The 19,796-nt window shown below is 39.8% G+C and carries 23 protein-coding genes; 9 read left to right on the forward strand and 14 right to left on the reverse strand.

Features of this window, described 5'->3' with window-relative positions:
- Positions 1-207: 207 nt before the first annotated feature.
- Positions 208-1,227 (forward strand): PorP/SprF family type IX secretion system membrane protein, encoded by a 1,020-nt coding sequence (locus tag HH214_RS20205; RefSeq protein ID WP_169610726.1) that lies wholly within the window; start codon positions 208-210, stop codon positions 1,225-1,227.
- A gap of 42 nt (positions 1,228-1,269) precedes the next feature.
- On the opposite strand, the gene HH214_RS20210 is transcribed toward HH214_RS20205, so the two are convergent.
- From HH214_RS20210 to HH214_RS20230, 5 genes are read right to left on the reverse strand one after another with little or no spacing between them, the layout of a single operon-like run.
- A complete protein-coding gene (locus HH214_RS20210) occupies positions 1,270-2,217 on the reverse strand; it encodes an N-acetylornithine carbamoyltransferase (RefSeq protein ID WP_169610728.1) in 948 nt (315 codons plus the stop codon).
- Positions 2,218-2,270: 53 nt separating this feature from the next.
- Positions 2,271-3,416 carry an aspartate aminotransferase family protein gene (locus HH214_RS20215; RefSeq protein ID WP_169610729.1) on the reverse strand — a complete coding sequence of 382 codons (1,146 nt, stop codon included), beginning with the start codon at positions 3,414-3,416 and terminating at the stop codon, positions 2,271-2,273.
- 41 nt (positions 3,417-3,457) lie between these two features.
- Positions 3,458-4,483, reverse strand: coding sequence for an N-acetyl-gamma-glutamyl-phosphate reductase (gene argC / locus HH214_RS20220; protein WP_169611233.1), 1,026 nt, complete (start codon positions 4,481-4,483; stop codon positions 3,458-3,460).
- 32 nt (positions 4,484-4,515) lie between these two features.
- Positions 4,516-5,703: an argininosuccinate synthase gene (gene argG / locus HH214_RS20225; RefSeq protein WP_211166269.1), complete on the reverse strand. Its 1,188-nt coding sequence runs from the start codon at positions 5,701-5,703 to the stop codon at positions 4,516-4,518.
- Between the two features lie 24 nt (positions 5,704-5,727).
- The gene (locus tag HH214_RS20230; RefSeq protein WP_169610731.1) at positions 5,728-6,375 is read right to left on the reverse strand and encodes a GNAT family N-acetyltransferase; all 648 of its coding nucleotides are present in this window, start codon (positions 6,373-6,375) and stop codon (positions 5,728-5,730) included.
- A 469-nt stretch (positions 6,376-6,844) separates the two neighbouring features.
- On the opposite strand from HH214_RS20230, the gene HH214_RS20235 reads away from it, so the two are divergent.
- The gene (locus HH214_RS20235) at positions 6,845-7,351 is read left to right on the forward strand and encodes a 2'-5' RNA ligase family protein (RefSeq protein WP_169610733.1); all 507 of its coding nucleotides are present in this window, start codon (positions 6,845-6,847) and stop codon (positions 7,349-7,351) included.
- Here the strand turns inward: HH214_RS20235 and HH214_RS20240 are convergent.
- Entirely contained in the window at positions 7,348-7,596 is a 249-nt protein-coding gene (locus tag HH214_RS20240; RefSeq protein ID WP_169610734.1) for a hypothetical protein, read from the reverse strand. The genes HH214_RS20235 and HH214_RS20240 overlap by 4 nt on opposite strands.
- Positions 7,593-8,303: a DUF3291 domain-containing protein gene (locus HH214_RS20245; protein WP_169610736.1), complete on the reverse strand. Its 711-nt coding sequence runs from the start codon at positions 8,301-8,303 to the stop codon at positions 7,593-7,595. Before HH214_RS20245 ends, HH214_RS20240 begins: the two co-directional genes overlap by 4 nt.
- A gap of 76 nt (positions 8,304-8,379) precedes the next feature.
- On the opposite strand from HH214_RS20245, the gene HH214_RS20250 reads away from it, so the two are divergent.
- From HH214_RS20250 to HH214_RS20275, 6 genes are read left to right on the forward strand one after another with little or no spacing between them, the layout of a single operon-like run.
- Positions 8,380-8,856: a GAF domain-containing protein gene (locus tag HH214_RS20250; protein ID WP_169610737.1), complete on the forward strand. Its 477-nt coding sequence runs from the start codon at positions 8,380-8,382 to the stop codon at positions 8,854-8,856.
- Positions 8,856-9,506 (forward strand): alpha/beta hydrolase, encoded by a 651-nt coding sequence (locus HH214_RS20255; RefSeq protein ID WP_169610739.1) that lies wholly within the window; start codon positions 8,856-8,858, stop codon positions 9,504-9,506. The genes HH214_RS20250 and HH214_RS20255 overlap by 1 nt, the downstream gene beginning before the upstream one ends.
- Positions 9,503-10,105, forward strand: coding sequence for a DNA-3-methyladenine glycosylase (locus HH214_RS20260; RefSeq protein WP_169610741.1), 603 nt, complete (start codon positions 9,503-9,505; stop codon positions 10,103-10,105). Before HH214_RS20255 ends, HH214_RS20260 begins: the two co-directional genes overlap by 4 nt.
- Before the next feature lie 60 nt (positions 10,106-10,165).
- Entirely contained in the window at positions 10,166-10,672 is a 507-nt protein-coding gene (locus tag HH214_RS20265; protein ID WP_169610743.1) for a pyridoxamine 5'-phosphate oxidase family protein, read from the forward strand.
- Between the two features lie 45 nt (positions 10,673-10,717).
- Entirely contained in the window at positions 10,718-12,001 is a 1,284-nt protein-coding gene (gene kynU, locus HH214_RS20270) for a kynureninase (protein ID WP_169610745.1), read from the forward strand.
- A 21-nt stretch (positions 12,002-12,022) separates the two neighbouring features.
- On the forward strand, positions 12,023-12,925 hold the full coding sequence (locus tag HH214_RS20275) for a histone deacetylase family protein (protein ID WP_169610747.1): 903 nt from the start codon (positions 12,023-12,025) through the stop codon (positions 12,923-12,925).
- Here HH214_RS20275 and HH214_RS20280 read toward each other — a convergent pair.
- Genes HH214_RS20280 through HH214_RS20290 form a run of 3 tightly spaced genes read right to left on the reverse strand, consistent with a single transcriptional unit; the run spans position 12,914 to position 15,436 of the window.
- Positions 12,914-14,287, reverse strand: a complete 1,374-nt coding sequence (locus tag HH214_RS20280; protein WP_169610750.1) for an MATE family efflux transporter — start codon at positions 14,285-14,287, stop codon at positions 12,914-12,916. The genes HH214_RS20275 and HH214_RS20280 overlap by 12 nt on opposite strands.
- A 56-nt stretch (positions 14,288-14,343) precedes the next feature.
- Positions 14,344-14,967: an RNA-binding domain-containing protein gene (locus tag HH214_RS20285; protein WP_169610752.1), complete on the reverse strand. Its 624-nt coding sequence runs from the start codon at positions 14,965-14,967 to the stop codon at positions 14,344-14,346.
- 4 nt (positions 14,968-14,971) lie between these two features.
- Entirely contained in the window at positions 14,972-15,436 is a 465-nt protein-coding gene (locus HH214_RS20290; protein WP_169610754.1) for a GNAT family N-acetyltransferase, read from the reverse strand.
- A gap of 308 nt (positions 15,437-15,744) precedes the next feature.
- Between HH214_RS20290 and HH214_RS20295 the strand changes: the two genes are divergently transcribed.
- Positions 15,745-15,957, forward strand: a complete 213-nt coding sequence (locus HH214_RS20295) for a hypothetical protein (RefSeq protein ID WP_169610756.1) — start codon at positions 15,745-15,747, stop codon at positions 15,955-15,957.
- A 30-nt stretch (positions 15,958-15,987) separates the two neighbouring features.
- On the opposite strand, the gene HH214_RS20300 is transcribed toward HH214_RS20295, so the two are convergent.
- From HH214_RS20300 to HH214_RS20315, 4 genes are read right to left on the reverse strand one after another with little or no spacing between them, the layout of a single operon-like run.
- Positions 15,988-17,583 (reverse strand): ArnT family glycosyltransferase, encoded by a 1,596-nt coding sequence (locus HH214_RS20300; RefSeq protein WP_169610758.1) that lies wholly within the window; start codon positions 17,581-17,583, stop codon positions 15,988-15,990.
- A gap of 19 nt (positions 17,584-17,602) precedes the next feature.
- On the reverse strand, positions 17,603-18,568 hold the full coding sequence (locus HH214_RS20305; protein ID WP_169610760.1) for a glycosyltransferase family 2 protein: 966 nt from the start codon (positions 18,566-18,568) through the stop codon (positions 17,603-17,605).
- 53 nt (positions 18,569-18,621) lie between these two features.
- Positions 18,622-19,416: an SDR family NAD(P)-dependent oxidoreductase gene (locus HH214_RS20310; RefSeq protein ID WP_169610763.1), complete on the reverse strand. Its 795-nt coding sequence runs from the start codon at positions 19,414-19,416 to the stop codon at positions 18,622-18,624.
- A 5-nt stretch (positions 19,417-19,421) separates the two neighbouring features.
- On the reverse strand, positions 19,422-19,793 hold the full coding sequence (locus tag HH214_RS20315; RefSeq protein WP_169610765.1) for a DUF4174 domain-containing protein: 372 nt from the start codon (positions 19,791-19,793) through the stop codon (positions 19,422-19,424).
- Positions 19,794-19,796 lie beyond the last annotated feature (3 nt).

Genomic DNA, 19,796 nt, shown 5'->3' on the forward strand with positions numbered 1-19,796 from the left:
TAATATGTATTTTTAAGCATTGTTTATACTGCAAAACAGCATAAACAAGATTATACCTATTCATTTAATACTTATTGATAATGGTGAATACACGTCATTGCAACTTATCATTCCTGGTATGTTATTGGGCGCACTATGCACAACGTAGTGCCGGTAATAAACATTTAGCTTTCCCTTTTTACATACAATATTAACGGTGGTAAGCTAATGAAGAAACTCCTACTTATTCTAACTGCTTTCATTTTCTACCTACCAGGCTTACACGCACAGCAAAAGCCACAATACACGCAGTATGTATTTAATAACTTTTTACTGAACCCAGCGGTTAGTGGGATAGAAAATTATACCGACGTTAAGGCTGGTTATCGTAGCCAGTGGACGGGCTTAAATGGTGCACCGGTTACCAGTTATCTAACCATTAATGCTCCTCTGGGTAGCCGCTTCATTGAGGGGGATGCTACTTCAATGCCTAATGTTGCTGGTGGTGATAATCCGTTTAGCCGATCTTACAACCGTGAATATATGGCCGCTGAGCCTCATCATGGTATAGGAGCTATGGTTGTCACTGATCGGGCAGGGCCTATAACTACAACCAATCTGGATGCTACCTATGCTTATCACTTGGGGATAAGCAGTAAATTGAATTTGGCGGTAGGCGTAATGGCTGGCTTTGAACACGTGAACTTAGATATAAGTCAGGTTTCATTAGATAATCCGGATGACCCAGCTATTTACAACGGGCACAACAGTCAGTGGAAACCTGATGTAGGGGTGGGTTTGTGGGCATATTCAGGTAACTATTACGTAGGGGTTTCTGCACAACAGTTAATTAAGCAAAATCTAACATTTGGCGAAAGCTCAGCATATAATCAAAGTCAATTGGTGCCTCATTACTTTGTAACGGCAGGTTATAAGGTGTTTTTGTCTGATGATGTAGCGTTGCTGCCTTCTGTGCTTTTCAAATATGTAAAGCCAGCACCAACTAGTTTCGATGTGAACTTAAAAGTTGCTTTTAGTGATAAAATATGGATCGGTGGGTCATACCGGCATAATGATTCTTATGCCGGTATGGCGGGTATCAATATCAGCTCCATTATTAACGTTGGCTATTCTTACGATTTTACCAGTTCCAGCCTGAATACAGTAAGTAACGGTTCGCATGAAATCGTGATTGGTATCCTGCTCAATAACCGTTATAAAGTAAGATGCCCGCAACGCTCCTGGTAAACCGGGCGTTGCAGGCATCTAATATTTACTGATATCTAGCTGTTATAGAGATTCTAACATTTGCTTTAACACCGCTTGGGCTGCCCACACGCGGTTACCAGCTTCATGAATTACCACAGAATGCGGGCCATCCAGTATCTCATCGGATAACTCTAAATTGCGGCGTACCGGTAAGCAGTGCATGATCTTGGCGTTATGAGTACGAGTTAACATATCATTGGTCAACATCCAATCATCATGGTTGCCGATAATCTTGCCATAAGGTTCGTAAGCCGACCAGTTTTTTACATACACAAAATCTGCATCGGTTAAAGCCTCCTGTAAGTTGTGAGTAATGGTAGCGCCCTGAGTAAAATGAGTATTGAGTTCGTACCCTTCAGGGTGAGCAATCACAAAATCAACATCTGCTTTACACATCCACTCCGCAAAAGAATTAGGTACCGCTTGTGGCAATGGCTTAATGTGCGGTGCCCAAGCTAAAACTACTTTTGGGCGTTCAATAGTTTTTAGTTCTTCAATAGTAATCAAATCGGCCAAGCTTTGCAGCGGATGGCGGGTAGCCGATTCAAGACTTACAATGGGAACTCCGCAATATTCAACAAACTTGTTGAATACCGTTTCACTATAATCTTCTTCACGGTTTTTCAAGCCTGGAAAGGAACGTACACCAATAATGTCAACGTACTGGCCTAATACTGCAGCAGCTTCACGTACGTGTTCTACTGTGGTACCATTCATAATTGCACCATCCTGTAGTTCCAATGCCCAACCTTCTTTGTCAATATTGAGCACCATTACATTCATACCTAAATTCAGGGCAGCCTTTTGGGTGCTCATGCGGGTACGTAAACTTGGATTCAAAAATACCAAGCCAATGGTTTTATTTTTACCTAGCTGCTGTAAAGCATAAGGATTTTGCTTGAGCTGTAAGGCTTCAGCTACTAAGGCATTGATGTCAGTAACGTCGTGTACAGAAGTAAATTGTTTCATTGACCTTCTATCGGTTTACTCAGCGGGTTAAAATTATGTGTAAAGAATAATAGTTAAGCTACAGTTACTTTAGATGATTGTAACACCTGACTAAATGCTTCCAGAAAACGATCAGCATGAGCCTTGGTTAAGTTTAAAGCAGGTAACAAACGTACTACGTTGGGTTTTGCCTCGCCAGTGAAAATGTGATGTTTGTACAATAAATCTTTACGTACAGATGCCAGCTCCTCCGGAAGTTCAATGCCAATCATTAATCCACGACCACGTACTTCTTTAACCTGATCAAACTTTTTAAGTTCATCAATTAAATATCCGCCTACTTCCGCTGCATTTTGCATAAGTTGATCTCGTTCCATCACCTCCAGTACTGCCATACCAGCTGCGCAAGCTAAATGGTTACCACCAAAAGTAGTCCCCAGCATGCCATAGGCTGGTTGTATTTTGGGCGAAATGATAATGCCACCAATAGGGAAACCATTGCCCATACCTTTAGCCATGCTGTAGATGTCGGCATTGATGCCGGCAAAATCATGCGAGAAGAATTTACCTGTCCGGCCGTAACCGCATTGTACTGAGTCTGCAATGAATACGGCGTTATGTGCATCACACAAGCTTCTGATTTTTTGTAAAAAGCTCATAGTGGCTACCTGTATGCCGCCTACACCCTGAATGCCTTCAATAATAACAGATGATATTTCATTTTGAACAAAGGCTTGCTCCAGCGCAGCTTCATCACACCAAGGCAAAAACATAACGTTGTCAGTTTCATTTACTGGTGCTACAATTTTGGGGTTATCCGTAGCAGCTACTGCTAATGAAGTACGACCATGAAAAGATTTGCGGAAGGCAATCACTTTCTTTTTGCCGTTATAAAACGAAGCTAGTTTGAGTGCATTCTCGTTAGCCTCAGCTCCAGAATTGCATAAAAATAGTTGGTAATCTGTTTTACCGGATACCTGGCCCAGCTTTTCTGCCAGTTGTTTTTGCAAAGGAATTTCAACCGAATTAGAGTAAAATCCTATTTGATGTAACTGATCTTCCAATCGCTTTACATAGTGCGAGTTAGTATGGCCAATAGAAATTACGGCATGGCCGCCATATAAGTCCAGGTATTCAGTACCTTGATTATCATAAACCAAACTACCAACACCTTTTACAATTTCGATAGGATTGATTGGATAAACATCAAATAGCTTCATCTTGAATTGAAAGTGAAAAGTTAAACGTTAATATCAAATAATTAAAAAGCTACGGCTTTAATGCGTAACCCACTGGTTTCTTCCAGACCAAACATTAAGTTCATGTTTTGTACAGCCTGACCGGATGCACCTTTTAATAAATTGTCCATAATACTGATGATAAACAATTTATTATCTTTTTTCTGCACCTGAATAAAGCATTTATTGGTATTCACAATCTGCTTTAAATCAATATTCCGGTTGGTTACATGCGTAAACGGATGTGCATTGTAAAAATTAGTGTAAAGCTTTAATGCTTCTTCCTGCGTTAAATTGCTCTCCAGATACATGGAAGCAATAATACCTCTGGTAAAATCGCCTCGGTAAGGTATAAAGTTGATAGACTTATCAAAACCACCTTGCAATTGCTTTAGCGATTGGTTGATCTCTTTTAAGTGCTGGTGTTCAAAAGCTTTGTACACCGACAAGTTATCATTACGCCAGGTAAAATGTGAGGTGGACGATAAGCTTTGCCCTGCGCCGGTAGAACCCGTGGTAGCCGTAATATGGACTTCGGCATTCAGGTTATTGCTTGCTGCCAACGGTAATAAGCCTAGCTGTAAACAGGTAGCAAAGCAGCCTGGGTTGGCAATATTGCTGGCTTGCTTTATCGCATCCCGGTTAAGTTCAGGTAAGCCATATACAAAATCACGCTTTCCATCCTGTAAAAGGTGGGTGTACGTTAAGCTGGCTTTTTCTTTTAATCTGAAATCCTGACTTAAATCAATCACCTTAACACTTTCTGGAAAAGTATTTGCTTCTAGAAATTTTCGGGCATCACCATGACCGACACACAGAAACAGCACATCAATCAGGCTTGACATCGTGTTGGTGAACTTTAAGTCGGTATCACCAAACAAGTCAGTATGCACTTCATACAGGTAATTGCCGGCATTGCTGTTGCTATGTACAAATGTAATTTCTACATCCGGATGGTTAATTAGGATGCGCAATAGTTCGCCACCGGTATAACCTGCGCCGCCAATAATGCCTGCTTTAATTTGAGTACCGCCGGTAAGCGGTACCATTACAGTTGGAATTCCTTGTGTGTTCAATATAATTACTGATTTACTTTGTGATAAATCATCACTTGATTACCAAATATTTTTGAGAAGCCTTTTACATCATCACCAGTCCAGGCGTTGTTCATTTCACCATAGCTGCCGAATTTGTTCGACATCAAATCGTGACTTGATTCAATACCCGTAACTTGGAAACGGTAAGGGAACAATTCTATAAACACTTTGCCACTTACATTATGTTGAGTATCACTTAAAAAAGCTTCAATGTTACGCATAATCGGGTCATGGAACTGACCTTCGTGCAACCAGTTACCGTAGAAAGATGATAACTGATCTTTCCAGGAAAGCTGCCATTTGGTTAATACGTGCTTTTCAAGCGTATGGTGTGCTTTGATAATAATGATAGGCGCAGCGGCTTCAAAACCAACACGACCTTTAATGCCAATGATGGTATCGCCCACATGAATATCACGCCCAATGCCATAAGGCTGTGCAATAGCTTGAAGGGCCTGAATAGCTTTGGTTGGATGGCTGTATGTTGTACCATCAATACCTACTAATTCGCCTTTCTCAAATACTAACTCCAGTTTTTTAGTCTCAGTTGATGTGGCTGGTGTTGGCCATGCATCTTCAGGCAAACCTAAGTTGGAGGTTAAAGTTTCTTTACCGCCAACTGATGTGCCCCAAATACCTTTGTTGATAGAATATCTGGCCTTATCAAAGTTCATTTCAACACCGTGCTTTTTCAGGTATTCAATCTCTTCTTCACGGCTCAGTTTTAAGTCGCGAATAGGCGTTAATATCTGCACATTAGGCACCAGGATGTTAAAGATCATATCGAAACGAACCTGGTCATTACCAGCACCGGTACTGCCATGAGCCACGTACTCTGCACCAATTTCTTTAGCGTAGTTTGCAATAGCAGTAGCCTGGCTCACCCGCTCAGCACTTACTGACAGGGGATAAGTGTTATTTTTTAACACGTTGCCATAAATCAGGAAGCGAATACAAGTGTTGTAGAAGTTTTCAGTTTCATCAACAACATGGTGCGAGGTAACGCCCATTTTGTAAGCACGTTCTTCAACCTGCTTCAGTTCTTCTTCGCTAAAGCCACCCGTATTTACAATTACCGAGTGTACTTCCAAACCTAAATCACGTGTCAGGTAAATGCAGCAGAATGAGGTATCTAAACCGCCACTGTATGCTAATACTACTTTTTTCTTCATTATATATTATGGTGCAACTAATACTTAAAAGGTAAATACTTTAACAGTGCCTTTCAGGGCACTTTCAATACGCTCCAGCAAGGTTGCCTTATGCGTAAGTTTTTTTATACGTTCTTCTTCCTGTTTTTGCTTATCTATGGGGTCCCAAAGCATGGCCGTACATAAACAGTTTTTACGACCCTTAGCAGTTAAGATATCATAGTTTACACAGCTGCGGCAGCCTTTCCAGAAATCTTCATCCTGAGTAAGTTCTGAATAGGTAACAGGCTCATAACCTAATTCAGAATTAATTTTCATAACCGCCAAGCCAGTAGTTAATCCAAATATTTTAGCGTTAGGGTACTTTTCACGGGAAAGGTTGAAAACAGCTTGCTTAATGGCCTTAGCTAAACCTACCTTGCGGAACTCCGGGTTAACAATTAAACCTGAATTAGCCACAAAATCGCCGTGGCTCCAGGTTTCAATGTAGCAGAAACCGGCCCAAGTGCCATCTTTATGCAAAGCAATCACGGCTTTGCCTTCCAGCATTTTATTAGCAACATATTCCGGCGAACGCTGTGCAATGCCTGTACCACGCGCTTTAGCCGATGCTGCCATCTCATCGCAAATTTGCGGAGCATAATCAGCCTGTTGTGCTGTGGCAACTAATATGTCGAAGTCTTGAATAGTCATGAGTAATAAACGAAATACCGTTAAATTATTGGCTTTAAAGGCCTTAATTAATTAAATGGTTTTGCTGATAAGAAGTTTTACTAAAAACTTCAATTGGGTTTTGAGTAGTACTGACTACGAGTAAATCAAACCCGTGGAATAAACAATCGTCGTCGTGAGGGGATATACATGAAAATAGTGGAACGCAAAGCAGCAACAAACCGGGCAGATACTGCTACGGTTATGGGCTTAATGATGCTTTGTATTTTCATTTTTTATGACGACTGTGATGTTTTATAAATTTTGTGCAAAACAGCATAATAATTTTTATTTATGCAAGTAAAAAATTCAATCTGCAAGTCATGATTTCCAACTATTAAGTCTTTAATCTTCAACAAGGAAAAGCTAGCGTAAGCCTATATTGTTGTGTGAAAGTTTTTGTGATGTTTTAATCTGCTAAACAGTTGGTGAAAAGCGTTGTTGTTTGCACATGATTGATGCGCCGATGATACTTACTTTAGCCTTAGATGATTCTGCACAAGATTTCTTTAACGCTTTGCGTAAAGAGCATTTTCCGGTAGAAAGAAATTATCTGGATGCGCATTTAACTTTATTTCACCATTTACCACCAGAAGAAACTTCAATTATAGAAAGCATTGAACAAGTTTGTGAACAATACCAGCAGATGCAATTGCAAGTAACAGAAGTAAAAAGTATTGGTAATGGGGTTGCTTACCAGATTGTTTGTACAGAATTGATGCGCATGCACAAACACTTACAACAACAATGGGATACGTGGTTAACTCCGCAAGACAGGCAGAAGCTTTGGCCGCATGTTACCATACAGAATAAGGTTGCTCCGCAACAAGCTCGTTTGTTAAAGGAACAATTGGCTGAAAGTTTTGAGCCTTTCACAACAGAAGGTACCGGCCTTAATTTATTCGCTTACCAAGGTGGCCCCTGGCAGTTTATTAAACATCATCCGTTTAGCGTTTAATAGTTGTATCTAAAGTAGGTTGCTTTCCAATCTTTACGCATATCAGTGAAGCGACTAGCAACCGTTTTGTAAAACTCCTCATCCAGCAATTCAAATACGCTGTTCACACCTTCCGTTAAGTCCATATCTGGTATTTTGTAGGTCTGCTCCAAACTGCCTTGTTCAATTTTGATGATGAACTTTTGGTTCATGCTCATAATAGAAACTTTAAATTCAGGATGCGGTACTTCAGCAATAACTCTCATTGTGCATTAAATTTGATTTTACCTTGCAGCGGATCAACTCCATTTAGCGTTCCCCAGGCTGCTATAGGTTTGAAACGGGCAAATAACTCTTCACTGTACCAGTTTTCACTTCGTGTTTTCTTAATAACCTCGGCGTGTTCACGCGAACGATAAGCAAACGCTTTTACATCGTCTATACTTTCCCAAATAGAAAAAGTGGCTTGCCTTACTGCCGGAGCCTCGCCAATACCAACTGAGGCGATATAACCTTCAGATTTAGTCATTAGCTGCGCTGCCTGATCTACATTCGACCAAAAGTTCTTCAACCTGTTTAATCGTATGGTAGCACGTGTAAGCACAGCAACCGGGCCATTGTATGTTTTATTATTTGGTTGACCAAAAGGCTCTTGCCCATCCCATTTGCCATGGCTTTGAAGCGGCTCGGCTAAAATCGTCCAGCTTTCGGTAGTCAGCTTGCGCCACCAGCCTGCAACAAATGAAGAGGTATAGAACCGTTCAAAGTCTTCGCAGGTGTTCCAGGAAGCCAGCAACCCCCATTGTTGCCAGTCAGGCGTCAAGTCAAAGCTTCCGTTTTTACCGCAGCCTAATAGCTTCCAGAAAGTACAACCTTTTTGCAGCACCAACGGTAAACGATGCAAGGCCATAGCTAACAGAGCAAATGGAACAAACGCTTTACGGTAGCGAACAATAGTGAGACTGACAATCATTTACAAAAGCGAAATAAATGATTAAAAATGATATTTGCCTTATTTAGTTTAAGGCCTGCCTGTTTACTTTTGTGGCATGGCCGAAGATTTAACCATCCTGCAAACTGCCGACAAAGCGGCACAATACCAATCATTGATTCCTCAAATTGAAGCTCTAATACAAGGGGAAACCGACTTAGTAGCCAACTTAGCCAATATCTGTGCTGCCTTAAAAGAGCAGTTTAAATGGTTTTGGGTAGGCTTTTACTTGGTGAAAGATAATCAGCTAGTACTTGGCCCGTTTCAAGGTCCGGTAGCTTGTACGCGTATAGGTTTGGGTAAAGGAGTTTGTGGGGCAGCATGGCAACAGGAAAAAACTTTATTGGTGCCCGATGTTGAAGCCTTTCCTGGTCATATTGCTTGCAGTTCGCTATCAAAATCAGAAATCGTAGTTCCATTATTTCATAACGGGCAGATAGTTGGGGTACTGGATGTAGATAGTGAAGAACTGAGTCAGTTCGACGAAGCTGATGCGCAATACCTGGAGCAACTGGTGAAACTGATTGAGTGGTAATGCCTCAAATATTTTTAATCTCAGGTTTAGGTGCGGATAGACGTTTGTTTAACAATATTCATTTACCTGGCTATGAATACGTACATGTGGATTGGCTTGAGCCTGAAACTCATGACACGATCCACACCTATGCACAAAAGTTAATTCAGCAGTATAACATCTTGCCTGGTTCTACAGTTGTCGGCGTTTCTCTGGGCGGAATTATGACGGTTGAAATTAGTAGCATTGTACCGCTGCACCAAGCTGTTATTATATCCAGCATTAAATCGGCAACTGAGTTTCCCTGGTACTTTAAACTGTTTCGTAAAGTTCCACTTTATAAAATTTTACCATTAAGTTTTTATACTACAATGGGCTCCCTAATTAAGCCTTTATTTGGCAGCATGACCCAAACCGAATGGCAACAATTTAAAAGTATGCTGGAACAAACATCCTCAACCTTCATGAAGTGGGCTATGCATGCTGTACTACATTGGGAGCCGAAAATACTGTCTGGCAAAATTTATCATATTATGGGAACGAAAGATTTTATTTTCTCTCATAAGCTAATTAAAAATGCAGATGCCGTTGTATCAGGTGGCACACATGATATGGTGTTTAAAAAAGGGGAAGAAGTAAGTAAAATACTACAATCGATACTAATAACATGAAACTACCTGAATCATTTTATTTAAATTCCAATGTTGTTGAAGTAGCCAAAAGCCTTTTAGGTAAGTATTTGTTTACTTGTATTGATGGTTTACTTACTGGCGGATACATAGTTGAAACAGAAGCTTATAATGGAGGCATAGATAAAGCTTCACATGCGTATGGTAATCGTTTAACATCACGTACACAAACGCTGTTTCAGCACGGCGGTGTGGCTTATGTGTATCTATGTTATGGTATTCATGAAATGCTAAATGTAGTTACTTCGGTTGAAGGGCAGCCACATGCCGTATTAATTCGAGCCATCAATCCAACTGTAGGCTTAGATGTTATGCAACACAGGCGCAATATGGCTGTAGTGAAACCAACTATAACTTCGGGTCCAGGTTCAGTAGGTAAGGCTTTAGGCATATCCCGAAAACTAAATGGTATAAGTTTTCAAAGTGATCAGTTATGGATTGAAGACCAAGGACTGACTTATGCAGAGGAGAATATGGTGGCCGCACCACGAATAGGTGTTGCCTATGCAGCTGAAGATGCCTTGCTGCCTTATCGCTTTTATGTAAAAGGCAATATTTACGTGAGCAAGCCAAATCGTTAATTTTTCAATCAAAAATGTTTTTTCATGGTTATAGTTTAAATACCTATAAAAACTTGAGCCATGGATTACGAAAAAGACATGAAAAAATTGGAAAATATCGACATGCTAAGAACGATGATTGACAAATCAAAAACAGGCATGCTCACCACGTTTACGGCTACTAATGGCTTTCATAGCCGCCCTATGGGTACTGCCCAGTTAGATGTAGATGGTAGTTTGTGGTTTTTTACCAATGAGTTTTCTCCAAAAGTTGCAGAAATATCGCAGGATAACAAAGTGAACGTTACCTATACTAACAGTGGTGCTTCTACTTATATCAGCATAAATGGTATAGCCAGTGTAGTTGACAATCGTGTGAAAATGCAAGAACTGTGGGATCCTTACATACAAGCCTTTTTCCCAAATGGCTTGGAAGATCCAACTTTAACATTGTTGAAAGTGGATGTGAGCGATGTTGAATATTGGGATAACAGTGCCGGTCCACTAGCGGTTGCCTTTAAATGGATACAGGCAAAAATAACCGGTAAAAAATACGAAGAAGGCGAACACAACAAAATGTCATTATAACAGAAAGGCAGATTTAACATTCTGCCTTTTTTGTATAATTGGCTGATGAATTATCAGAATAATATCGAGTTTGCTCAGCAATTAGATCAACAAGATAAACTAGCTAATTTCCGTGAGAAGTTCTTAATCCCAAAGCATCATCAGCAGGATGCTATTTATCTATGTGGCAATTCTTTAGGCTTGCAACCTAAAGCTACGTATCAGTATATTCAAGAGCAATTAGCCGTTTGGCAGAACTTGGCCGTTGAAGGTTGGTTTCAAGGTTCTGACCCATGGTTGAACTATCATCAGCAGCTAAAAAAACCTTTAGCTGATATGATTGGTGCTAGGCCTGCCGAAGTTACGGTAATGAACTCCTTAACCGTAAACCTGCATTTACTGCTGGTCAGCTTCTATCAACCTACAACAAAAAGATTCAAGATTTTGATGGAAGGTGGTGCTTTCCCGTCTGATCAATATGCTGTAGAGAGCCAGGTGAAGTTTCATGGCTACGCGCCACAAGATGCCATTATTGAAGTGTTTCCACGTGAGGGTGAAGAAACATTGAGAACAGAAGATATATTAACTGCAATACAGGATAATGCTGATGAACTGGCTCTTGTATTGTTTAGCGGTATAAACTATTATACCGGGCAATTTTTTGATTTATCTAGCATTGCTAAAGCTGCTCATCAAGCTGGAGCCTATGTAGGCTTTGATTTGGCGCACGCTGCTGGTAATGTTCCTTTAGCTTTACATGATTGGGAAGTTGATTTTGCATGTTGGTGTTCTTACAAATACATGAATTCTGGTCCGGGAGGCATTAGCGGCATATTTGTACACGAAAAGCATTTCACTAATTCATCGCTTAATCGTCTTGCCGGATGGTGGGGTTATCGTAATGATACCCGGTTCAAAATGGCAGCTGGCTTTGAGCCTGAAACAGGTGCAGAAGGCTGGCAGGTAAGCACCAGTCCGATATTGTTAATGGCTGCACACAAAGTGGCATTGGATATTTTTAATGAAGCAGGAAGCATACTACCCTTACGCCAAAAAAGTATACAACTTACCGGCTACTTAAAGTTTTTGATTGATGAAATTAATCAAAAAGCAGGTAATGAGCTTTTTAAAGTTATCACCCCAGAAAATGAGCAGGAGCGAGGCTGCCAATTATCCATCATTTGCAAACAAAAGGGTAAAGAAATTTTCGATTACCTGTATAGCCAAGGCATTATAGGAGATTGGCGTGAACCTGATGTCATTAGGTTGAGTCCGGTGCCCTTGTATAACTCATTTACAGATGTTTTCCGGGCAGGGCAACATTTAGCCAAAGCTGTTGATCATTTTTAGTTATAATAGGCCTGTAATGTTATGTTAAAGATTGCGTTTGATCCTATCTATGCTCATCCTTTACCCGAAGGCCATCGCTTTCCAATGCTGAAGTATGAGTTAATACCAGCACAATTACTGCACGAAGGGGTAATAACACCTGAAAATCTTTTTTCTCCTAAGGCACTAGATGAAGACACCATATTGTGGACACATGATAAAACCTATTGGGAGCAGTTACGAGATTTAACCTTACCAGCCAAAGAGCAACGACGTATAGGTTTTCCGCTTAACGGGCAATTAGTAGAACGTGAAGTACGTATTGCTAAAGGAACTATTGATGGTTGTCATTTTGCTTTTGCTAACGGTATTGCCTTCAACGTGGCTGGTGGCACCCATCATGCAGGTACAAATTGGGGCGAAGGATTCTGTATGCTGAATGATCAAGCAATTGCTGCTAATTATTTACTAAATAATAATTTAGCTAAGTCTATATTAATTATTGATTTAGATGTGCATCAAGGTAATGGTACAGCGCAGATATTTGAGCATGAGCCTCGGGTATTTACTTTTTCTATGCACGGGGCAAACAACTTTCCCTATCGTAAAGAAAAATCTGATCTGGATATTGCTTTACAGGATAACGTTGCAGATGAAGAATTTTTAACTATTGTAAGGGAAACAGTTCTTGAATTGATTAACCAACAGAAGCCTGATTTTATTTTTTATCTGTCGGGTGTTGATGTGCTGGCCTCGGATAAATTGGGCAAGCTGGCGTTAAGTAAAGAAGCCTGCCGTGAACGCGACTATTTGGTTTTAGCACAATTCAAGCAAGCTGGTATCCCAGTACAGGTAAGTATGGGCGGTGGCTACTCACCCCAAATTAAAGATATTGTGGATGCACATTGTAATACCTATAAAGTAGCTACCGAGCTATATTTCTAACCTTTTAGCTACATAAGCCTGAGCCTGTTTGGTTGTAGTAACCTGAAAGCGCAGGTAAAGTAAAATTGCAGCTACAGCTAAACCCGCTACTAATCCGTACCAAACCCATTGTGCACCTAAGTGCAAATGTAAACCTAACAAATAACCTAAGGGTAATCCTACTATCCAGTAGGCCAAAAAGGTGATGATGGTAGGTACGTTTACATCGCCCATGCCCCGTAGTATACCTAATCCCATAACTTGGGCGCCATCAAACAACTGGAATACAGCGGCAATGATAAGTAGTTGAGAAGCTAATGTTATTACCTTAGGATCAGAAGTCACTATCCACGGGAGCCAACTATTACCTACTACAAATACCAACGCCATAATGAACATGAATGCCAGTACAATATGGTACCCTGCAATAGCTGATGATTTTAGCTGCAGATAATTTTTAGCTCCAAAATAGTTACCTGTTTTTATGGCAGCAGCAGCAGATAAACCACTGGCCATCATGTAGGTTAATGAAGCTAGGTTGATAGCTACTTGGTGCGCCGCTTGCTGTATTGGGCTAATTATGCCTGTCATGATAGCTGCTGCACTAAAAGCACTTACTTCAAAGGCATACTGCATTGATACAGGTGCACCAATGCGGATTAGCTGCATGCATTGTAAACGATTGATGTAGGTGATAGAAAACTGGTCCAAATATTTTTTGAAGTGAACAGACCGGAACACATAAATACCCATTACAATAGCCATAATGGTACGATCAATCAAAGTGCTGTAACCTACACCACTTATTCCCATAGGTTTAGTACCAAACAAGCCTTTTACAAAGATGATTCCCAGGCAGATGTTAAGAACGTTACCCCAAATAGAAATCATCATGGCCTGTTTGGTAAATCCCAAGCCTTCTGCAAACTGCTTAAAAGTGTTAAAAATAAGCATGGGTATGATAGAGGCGGAGAGCAGTAGCATAAATGGTTTGGCTTGCTGTAAAACTGCTGGAGATTGATCCAGATGTGCTAGCAGCCATCCGCCACCAAAGTAAAGCAATAAGAATAGTAAGATGCTAGTTAGCAGATTAATGCAAATACTATTCGACAGCAACTTGCCGCATGCTGCATAGTTATGCATGCCATTTTGCTGGGCAATAAGCGGAGTAATACCGTATGACATGCCCAAGCCAATCACCATAGCCAGTAAAAAAATGCTGTTTACTAATGATACCGCAGCAAGCGATATTGTACCGGCAAAATGCCCCACAATAACACTATCAGATAATTGTACCAGCGTATGCCCCAGCTGTGAGATAACTACCGGAATAGCTAATTTTAGATTATCACGGTAATGAGTTTTGTATTTATGAAAAGGCATACTGCTTATTTATAAAGGGCAGCAAAGATACTGCTTTAAGCGGAATACCTTAATCATTAACTTGCGGTGTAAAACTCTTCCTTTTCAGTAGTATGTACCCGTACAACGCCTGATAAAACTAAATTAACCAAGATACGCTGTGCACGCCTGCGGCTTAAATTCAGCAGATCACAGTATTCTTTTACCGTAATACGTTCGTGTTTATCCAGATACTCCAATAAAGCTTTTTCTTTAGAGGAATACTCTATTAATACACCTTCTTTATTGTCGGAACGTTTTAATACATCTACCACAATTTTGCTGGCCAGTACACTTTTATCTTTTATTCGGATGTACACCCACCATTTACCATCATCGCCCAAAGCGTAGTGAGGTTTTGTGTCGCTCTCTTCAATCTCTGCAATCAGCACTACTTTGTCATCAATGTATATCTCCTCAAAAGCCGGTTCTAAAGCAGGACGGGCATAAAAATGTGCCGCCTTGGTAATCATATAACGCTCTTCATCTTCTGATTTTACGCCTTTAATAGAGCCGTCATCAGCCACGCCAATTAATAGGCGCCCTCCTTTATTGTTGGCGAAGGACACCATTGTTTTGGCTATCTTCTCGCAACTGGTTATCGTTTTTTTAAAATCCTGCGATACACCTTCCCCCTCTAAAATCATTCGTCTGATATTCATTCTCTTATAAATCAGTAATAACCGGGTAAGGAGTAAAAATTTCCATCCACCTATCAGTATTGTTCAACGGGTTAAAACCCATTTGCTGATACAGGCCATGTGCATCGGCAGTAGCCAACGTCCATCTTCTTAAACCGTCAAATTCCGGATAATTTAATATTGTTTGTATTAACCATTTGGATAAACCTATACCGCGGTAAGCTTGAAGTACAAATACATCACAAATGTAGGCGAATGTAGCTTTGTCGGTTATTACTCTCGCAAAACCAACCTGTTCCTGATTTTTATAGATTCCGAAACATACCGAACCTGCTATTGCTTTGTGTAGGCGTTCGGCAGTTAACCCCTTTGCCCAATAGGATTCCTTTGTCAAAAAACTATAAACTACATCAAAATTCAGCAAGCTGTTATCTGTTGATATGGTAAAACCTTTATTCAGGAAAGTATTATAATTAACAAATGTTTGCATGTTGCTGTTTGTTTAATAAAGTGACGAATTTAAAATTCCTTTACAACAGCTACGTTATGCATTGCTATTATATTGACTATTAACGTTAGATACGATTAATACGGTTAGATAATCGTTCCATATTAAAGTAATTATTTCAAGCTTTTGAAAGTAAATAAAAAAGCCAAGAAAGCTCTATAAAGGCATGTTACTCAGGTTTGAATTGATTGTAATGGTTTAATTTAATCGGTAGTTAAAATATTATCAGAACAATTGATTGAGGTTGATGTTATTTAATGAGACAACAAACAATTAATTATCAACAATTTATGAAAAAGAACTTTTTAGGTTTAGCCTTTGCCGTTGCAATACTAGCCTCTATAACCACCAGTTGCAGTTCTGAACGTGCTGCCAGCGGATCGTCAGACAGCACCAGTATGATGAGTGATTCATCAGGAACAACGTCGAGACCAGTAACTACAGACTCTGCAGGTCGGGATACGGCAAGAAGAGATACTTCAAGAACGAATCCACCACAATAATAAAAAAGGCTTACCTAGGTAAGCCTTTTTTTATAGGTGCTTTAGCATATAATTGGTATGTTTCTCAAAAATATCGTCGCCCTTAAAGTATATAACCAGTGGCAAATCTTTCAGATCTTCAAGATGGTCACTATGGGTTACTACTTGGCTTTCGGGGTGCATCTGCAAGTAAGTACGTAAGCTATCCACATTCTCAAATCTTTTTACCGGTTGTTTCAATTGAAAATTATATGCCGGATTATAAAGTCGATAAGATACTAAAGGCTCATGAACAGGGTAAGTATTTAATCCGGTTGTTACCGGATTAAGGGTATAAACTTGACTGTAGGTATATAAATGAAGTATCCAGCCCGTAATCATAAACGAGAATAAAGCAAAATAGATACTGAACCTGTTTTTGTATAACGTGTTGCTATATTGGTAATATAAAGCTATAGCAATGCCAGTGGGCAACAATAAATAGGGTAGCCATGTATAACTTAACGGTTTTAAGCTGCTTTGCTGGGGTATAATGATGTATAGCACTATAGGTATAGCACAACCAATTACTAGCAAAGCAATAATATATGGTTTGATGGTAGTATTATTGCGTAGTACCTGATCTATATAGTTAGCCAACAAGATGCTTAGCAACGGATAGCATGGCATAGCATAGTTTGGGAGTTTAGTGCTGCAAAAGCTAAAGAAAACAACAATCACTATAACGCCAACTGCAACAAACCGGATAAAACTATTAATAAGCGCTTTTTTATAAGTATGTACAGTTGTTTGATAAATAAAAACAGAAGATGGTAGCAGTCCTACAATTATATACAAAGTAGTTAACAAAAAGAAACCGCCATGCTTTTCTTTCGGACTAATGTAACGGTGGTAGTTATGTTTAAGTAAAAATTCGCTGGTCCATAAGCCATGGGTTTGCCGATCAACGAGATAATACCATGGCAAGCTGATTGATATTAAAATCATTATACCATACCACGGTTTGAATTGAACTATAGTAGCCCAGGTAAGCTGTTTTTGTAAAAGCAGAAATGTAGTAATTGTTATTACCGGTAATAACAAGGCAACAGGCCCTTTAGCCAACAAGCCAAAACCTATACATACATAAAAGTAGAATGCATACTTAAACTGTGTAAATGATGAGTTATAAAACAAGTAGATGCTATAAAGCGCTAGTATTATCAACAAAATTAAATATGGATCCGGAACGGCCATGCGCATTTCTAAACCAAAATGCCATGAACTGAGCAGTATGAACCCACTTAAAAGCCCAACTTGTTTGTTAATGTGTTTAGCCGCAAACAAATAAGTAGCAACAACAATCAGTAAGCCGCAAACAGCCGAAAAAAAGCGAGCCGCAAAAGCATTAACACCAAAAACTACATAAGCCGCCGTCATGAAGAAGTAATGCAATGGTGGCTTATCGGTACGTAAGGTTTGATTGAAAGTAGGTACTATCCAATTATGGTTCAGCAGCATTTCGCGGGCACATTGCGCATTTTTAGCTTCATCCAAAATGTATATAGGTGCCTTACCTAAATGAACAAAAAAGGTTATGACACTCAGGCAAACGATAAACAGCAACCGCTTGTCTGCAATTTTTAGTTTAGGTTTATAGGTGAGCATGGATAGTTTAGGAAGCCGATTAGCTACCTACAGTGGCCGGTTTGATAACCTGTTTACCTATATATAACTTTCGTACCTGATATGTTTTTTTGTTCTGCGACTCGAAGTAAGTTCGAACGTTCACTTCGGCCAGAATACCTAAGGTAATCAGCTGTATGCCGCCCAATAAAAATATCAAACCTAAAATAAGCAGGGGTTTGCCACCAATATCATGACCTAATATTTTAAGTACCAGCAAGTAAGCATTGATAATTACCCCCAGGAATAAAGAAATAAAACCGATGCTACCAAACAGGTGCATAGGCTTTTGTATGTATTTGCGAAAAAATACCATTAGTATCAAATCGCTAATTACTTTGAAGGTACGGTTAATGCCGTATTTAGATTTGCCATGAATACGGGCATGGTGCGTTACATCAACCTGCGTAATACGTGCACCCTGTAGTTTAGCCAACACAGGTATAAAACGATGTAGTTCGCCGTATAAGCCTAAGTTTTCGGCTATTTCACGCCTGAATACTTTTAATGTACAACCGTAATCTTTAATATAAACGCCAGTTAAACGGCGGATTAATGCATTGGCGATTTTGCTAGGTATTTTACGTAGAAACACACCATCCTGCCGGTTGGCACGATTACCAGCTACAACATCCCAATCTTCATCCTTCAGCTTCTGCAGCATGGAAGGAATATCATTAGGATCGTTTTGCAAATCGCCATCCAGCAAGGCCACATACTCGCCTGTAGTGTAATCAATACCGGCTGTCATGGCTGTGCTTTGGCCATAGTTTTTGCGTAACTCTACCAGCTTTATACGGTCGTCAGCATTGCGAACAATGTCCTGTTGAGTACCATCGTCCGATCCATCATCTACAAATACAACTTCATAATCCAGATTGTACAATGCTTTTCTGATTTCGGCAATCAGAGGCTGAATGTTGTCTTTTTCGTTCAGTACGGTAATAACGACAGAAAGTTCGGGCATAAGCTATGCAAGTTTGAATACCAGCGCACAAAGATAGCTATTTTAAGCATTTGCTAAACTGCACTTTTTACCACACCACCATCAACACGTATAGCCGCGCCGTTGGTAGCCGATGAAAGCGGACTAGCCAGGTAAGCAACCATATTAGCAATTTCTTCTGGTTCAATAAAACGCTGCAAAATAGAGGTAGGTCGCATGTGCTCAAAAAACTCTTTTTCCATAGCTTCTGTACTTTTACCTTTTTCTTGAGCCAGGCTTTCTATAAAGCCACCTACACCTTTTGAAAAAGTAGGTCCGGGTAGCACCGTATTTACAGTTACATTAGTATGTTTAGTTAATTCAGCTAAGCCACGCGCCACGGCTATTTGCGCTGTTTTAGTTACGCCATAGTGAATCATCTCTTCTGGTATTTGCAAAGCTGATTCGCTGGAAACGAAAATGATGCGGCCCAAATTCTTTTTTATCATAGTATTAAAATAAGCTCTGGAAAGCCGAACGCCGCTTAATACATTTACTTCATAAAATTTCAACCAGTCATCATCAGTAATATCTGTAAACGCTTTAGGTTCAAATATGCCTACGTTGTTCACCAAAATATCTACCTCCGGTAACTGCTTGATTAATGAATTGATCTCATCTACTTTACTAAAATCAGCAGCTATGCCATGAATCTCTGTATGGCTAGTTTCTTGTTTAAGCTTATTTACGGCATCTTGAACACGTTCGTTAGTACGTCCGTTCACATAAACAGTTACACCTTCATTAGCTAAGGCTTTGGCTATAGCATACCCAATACCAGCGGTTGAACCCGTAACTAAAGCTATTTTATTTTCGAGTTGTAAATCCATGATTTCTAGTTTTGATGTGGATGTTTCATTTCATCTTGCCGCATAGGCATGGCATCAATGGTGCCGAACAATTTGGCAAGAGCAATAGGTTTGGTGCTTCTTAACTTTTCGCCACCATCTTTACCAATTAACAAAAAGGTAAAGTTTGCTTTAATACTTTTGGTGTTAAATAGAGCTTGATCATGGCTTGCAAAGTAGGTTTTGATCTCTAAATCGCGTTCCTTTAAGCTGGGTTTATCAGATTGTAATATTTGTAACTGCTCTTGCAAATACTTGTTACTGCTATTATCAGCGAACAACAAAATAAACCTTTTTTTTGGGGACAAACTTACCATGTGTATAGAAAGCAGAATTATAGTTGAAATCAGTACTTTCATTAA

Source organism: Mucilaginibacter robiniae, assembly GCF_012849215.1.
GTDB classification, from domain to species: Bacteria; Bacteroidota; Bacteroidia; order Sphingobacteriales; family Sphingobacteriaceae; genus Mucilaginibacter; species Mucilaginibacter robiniae.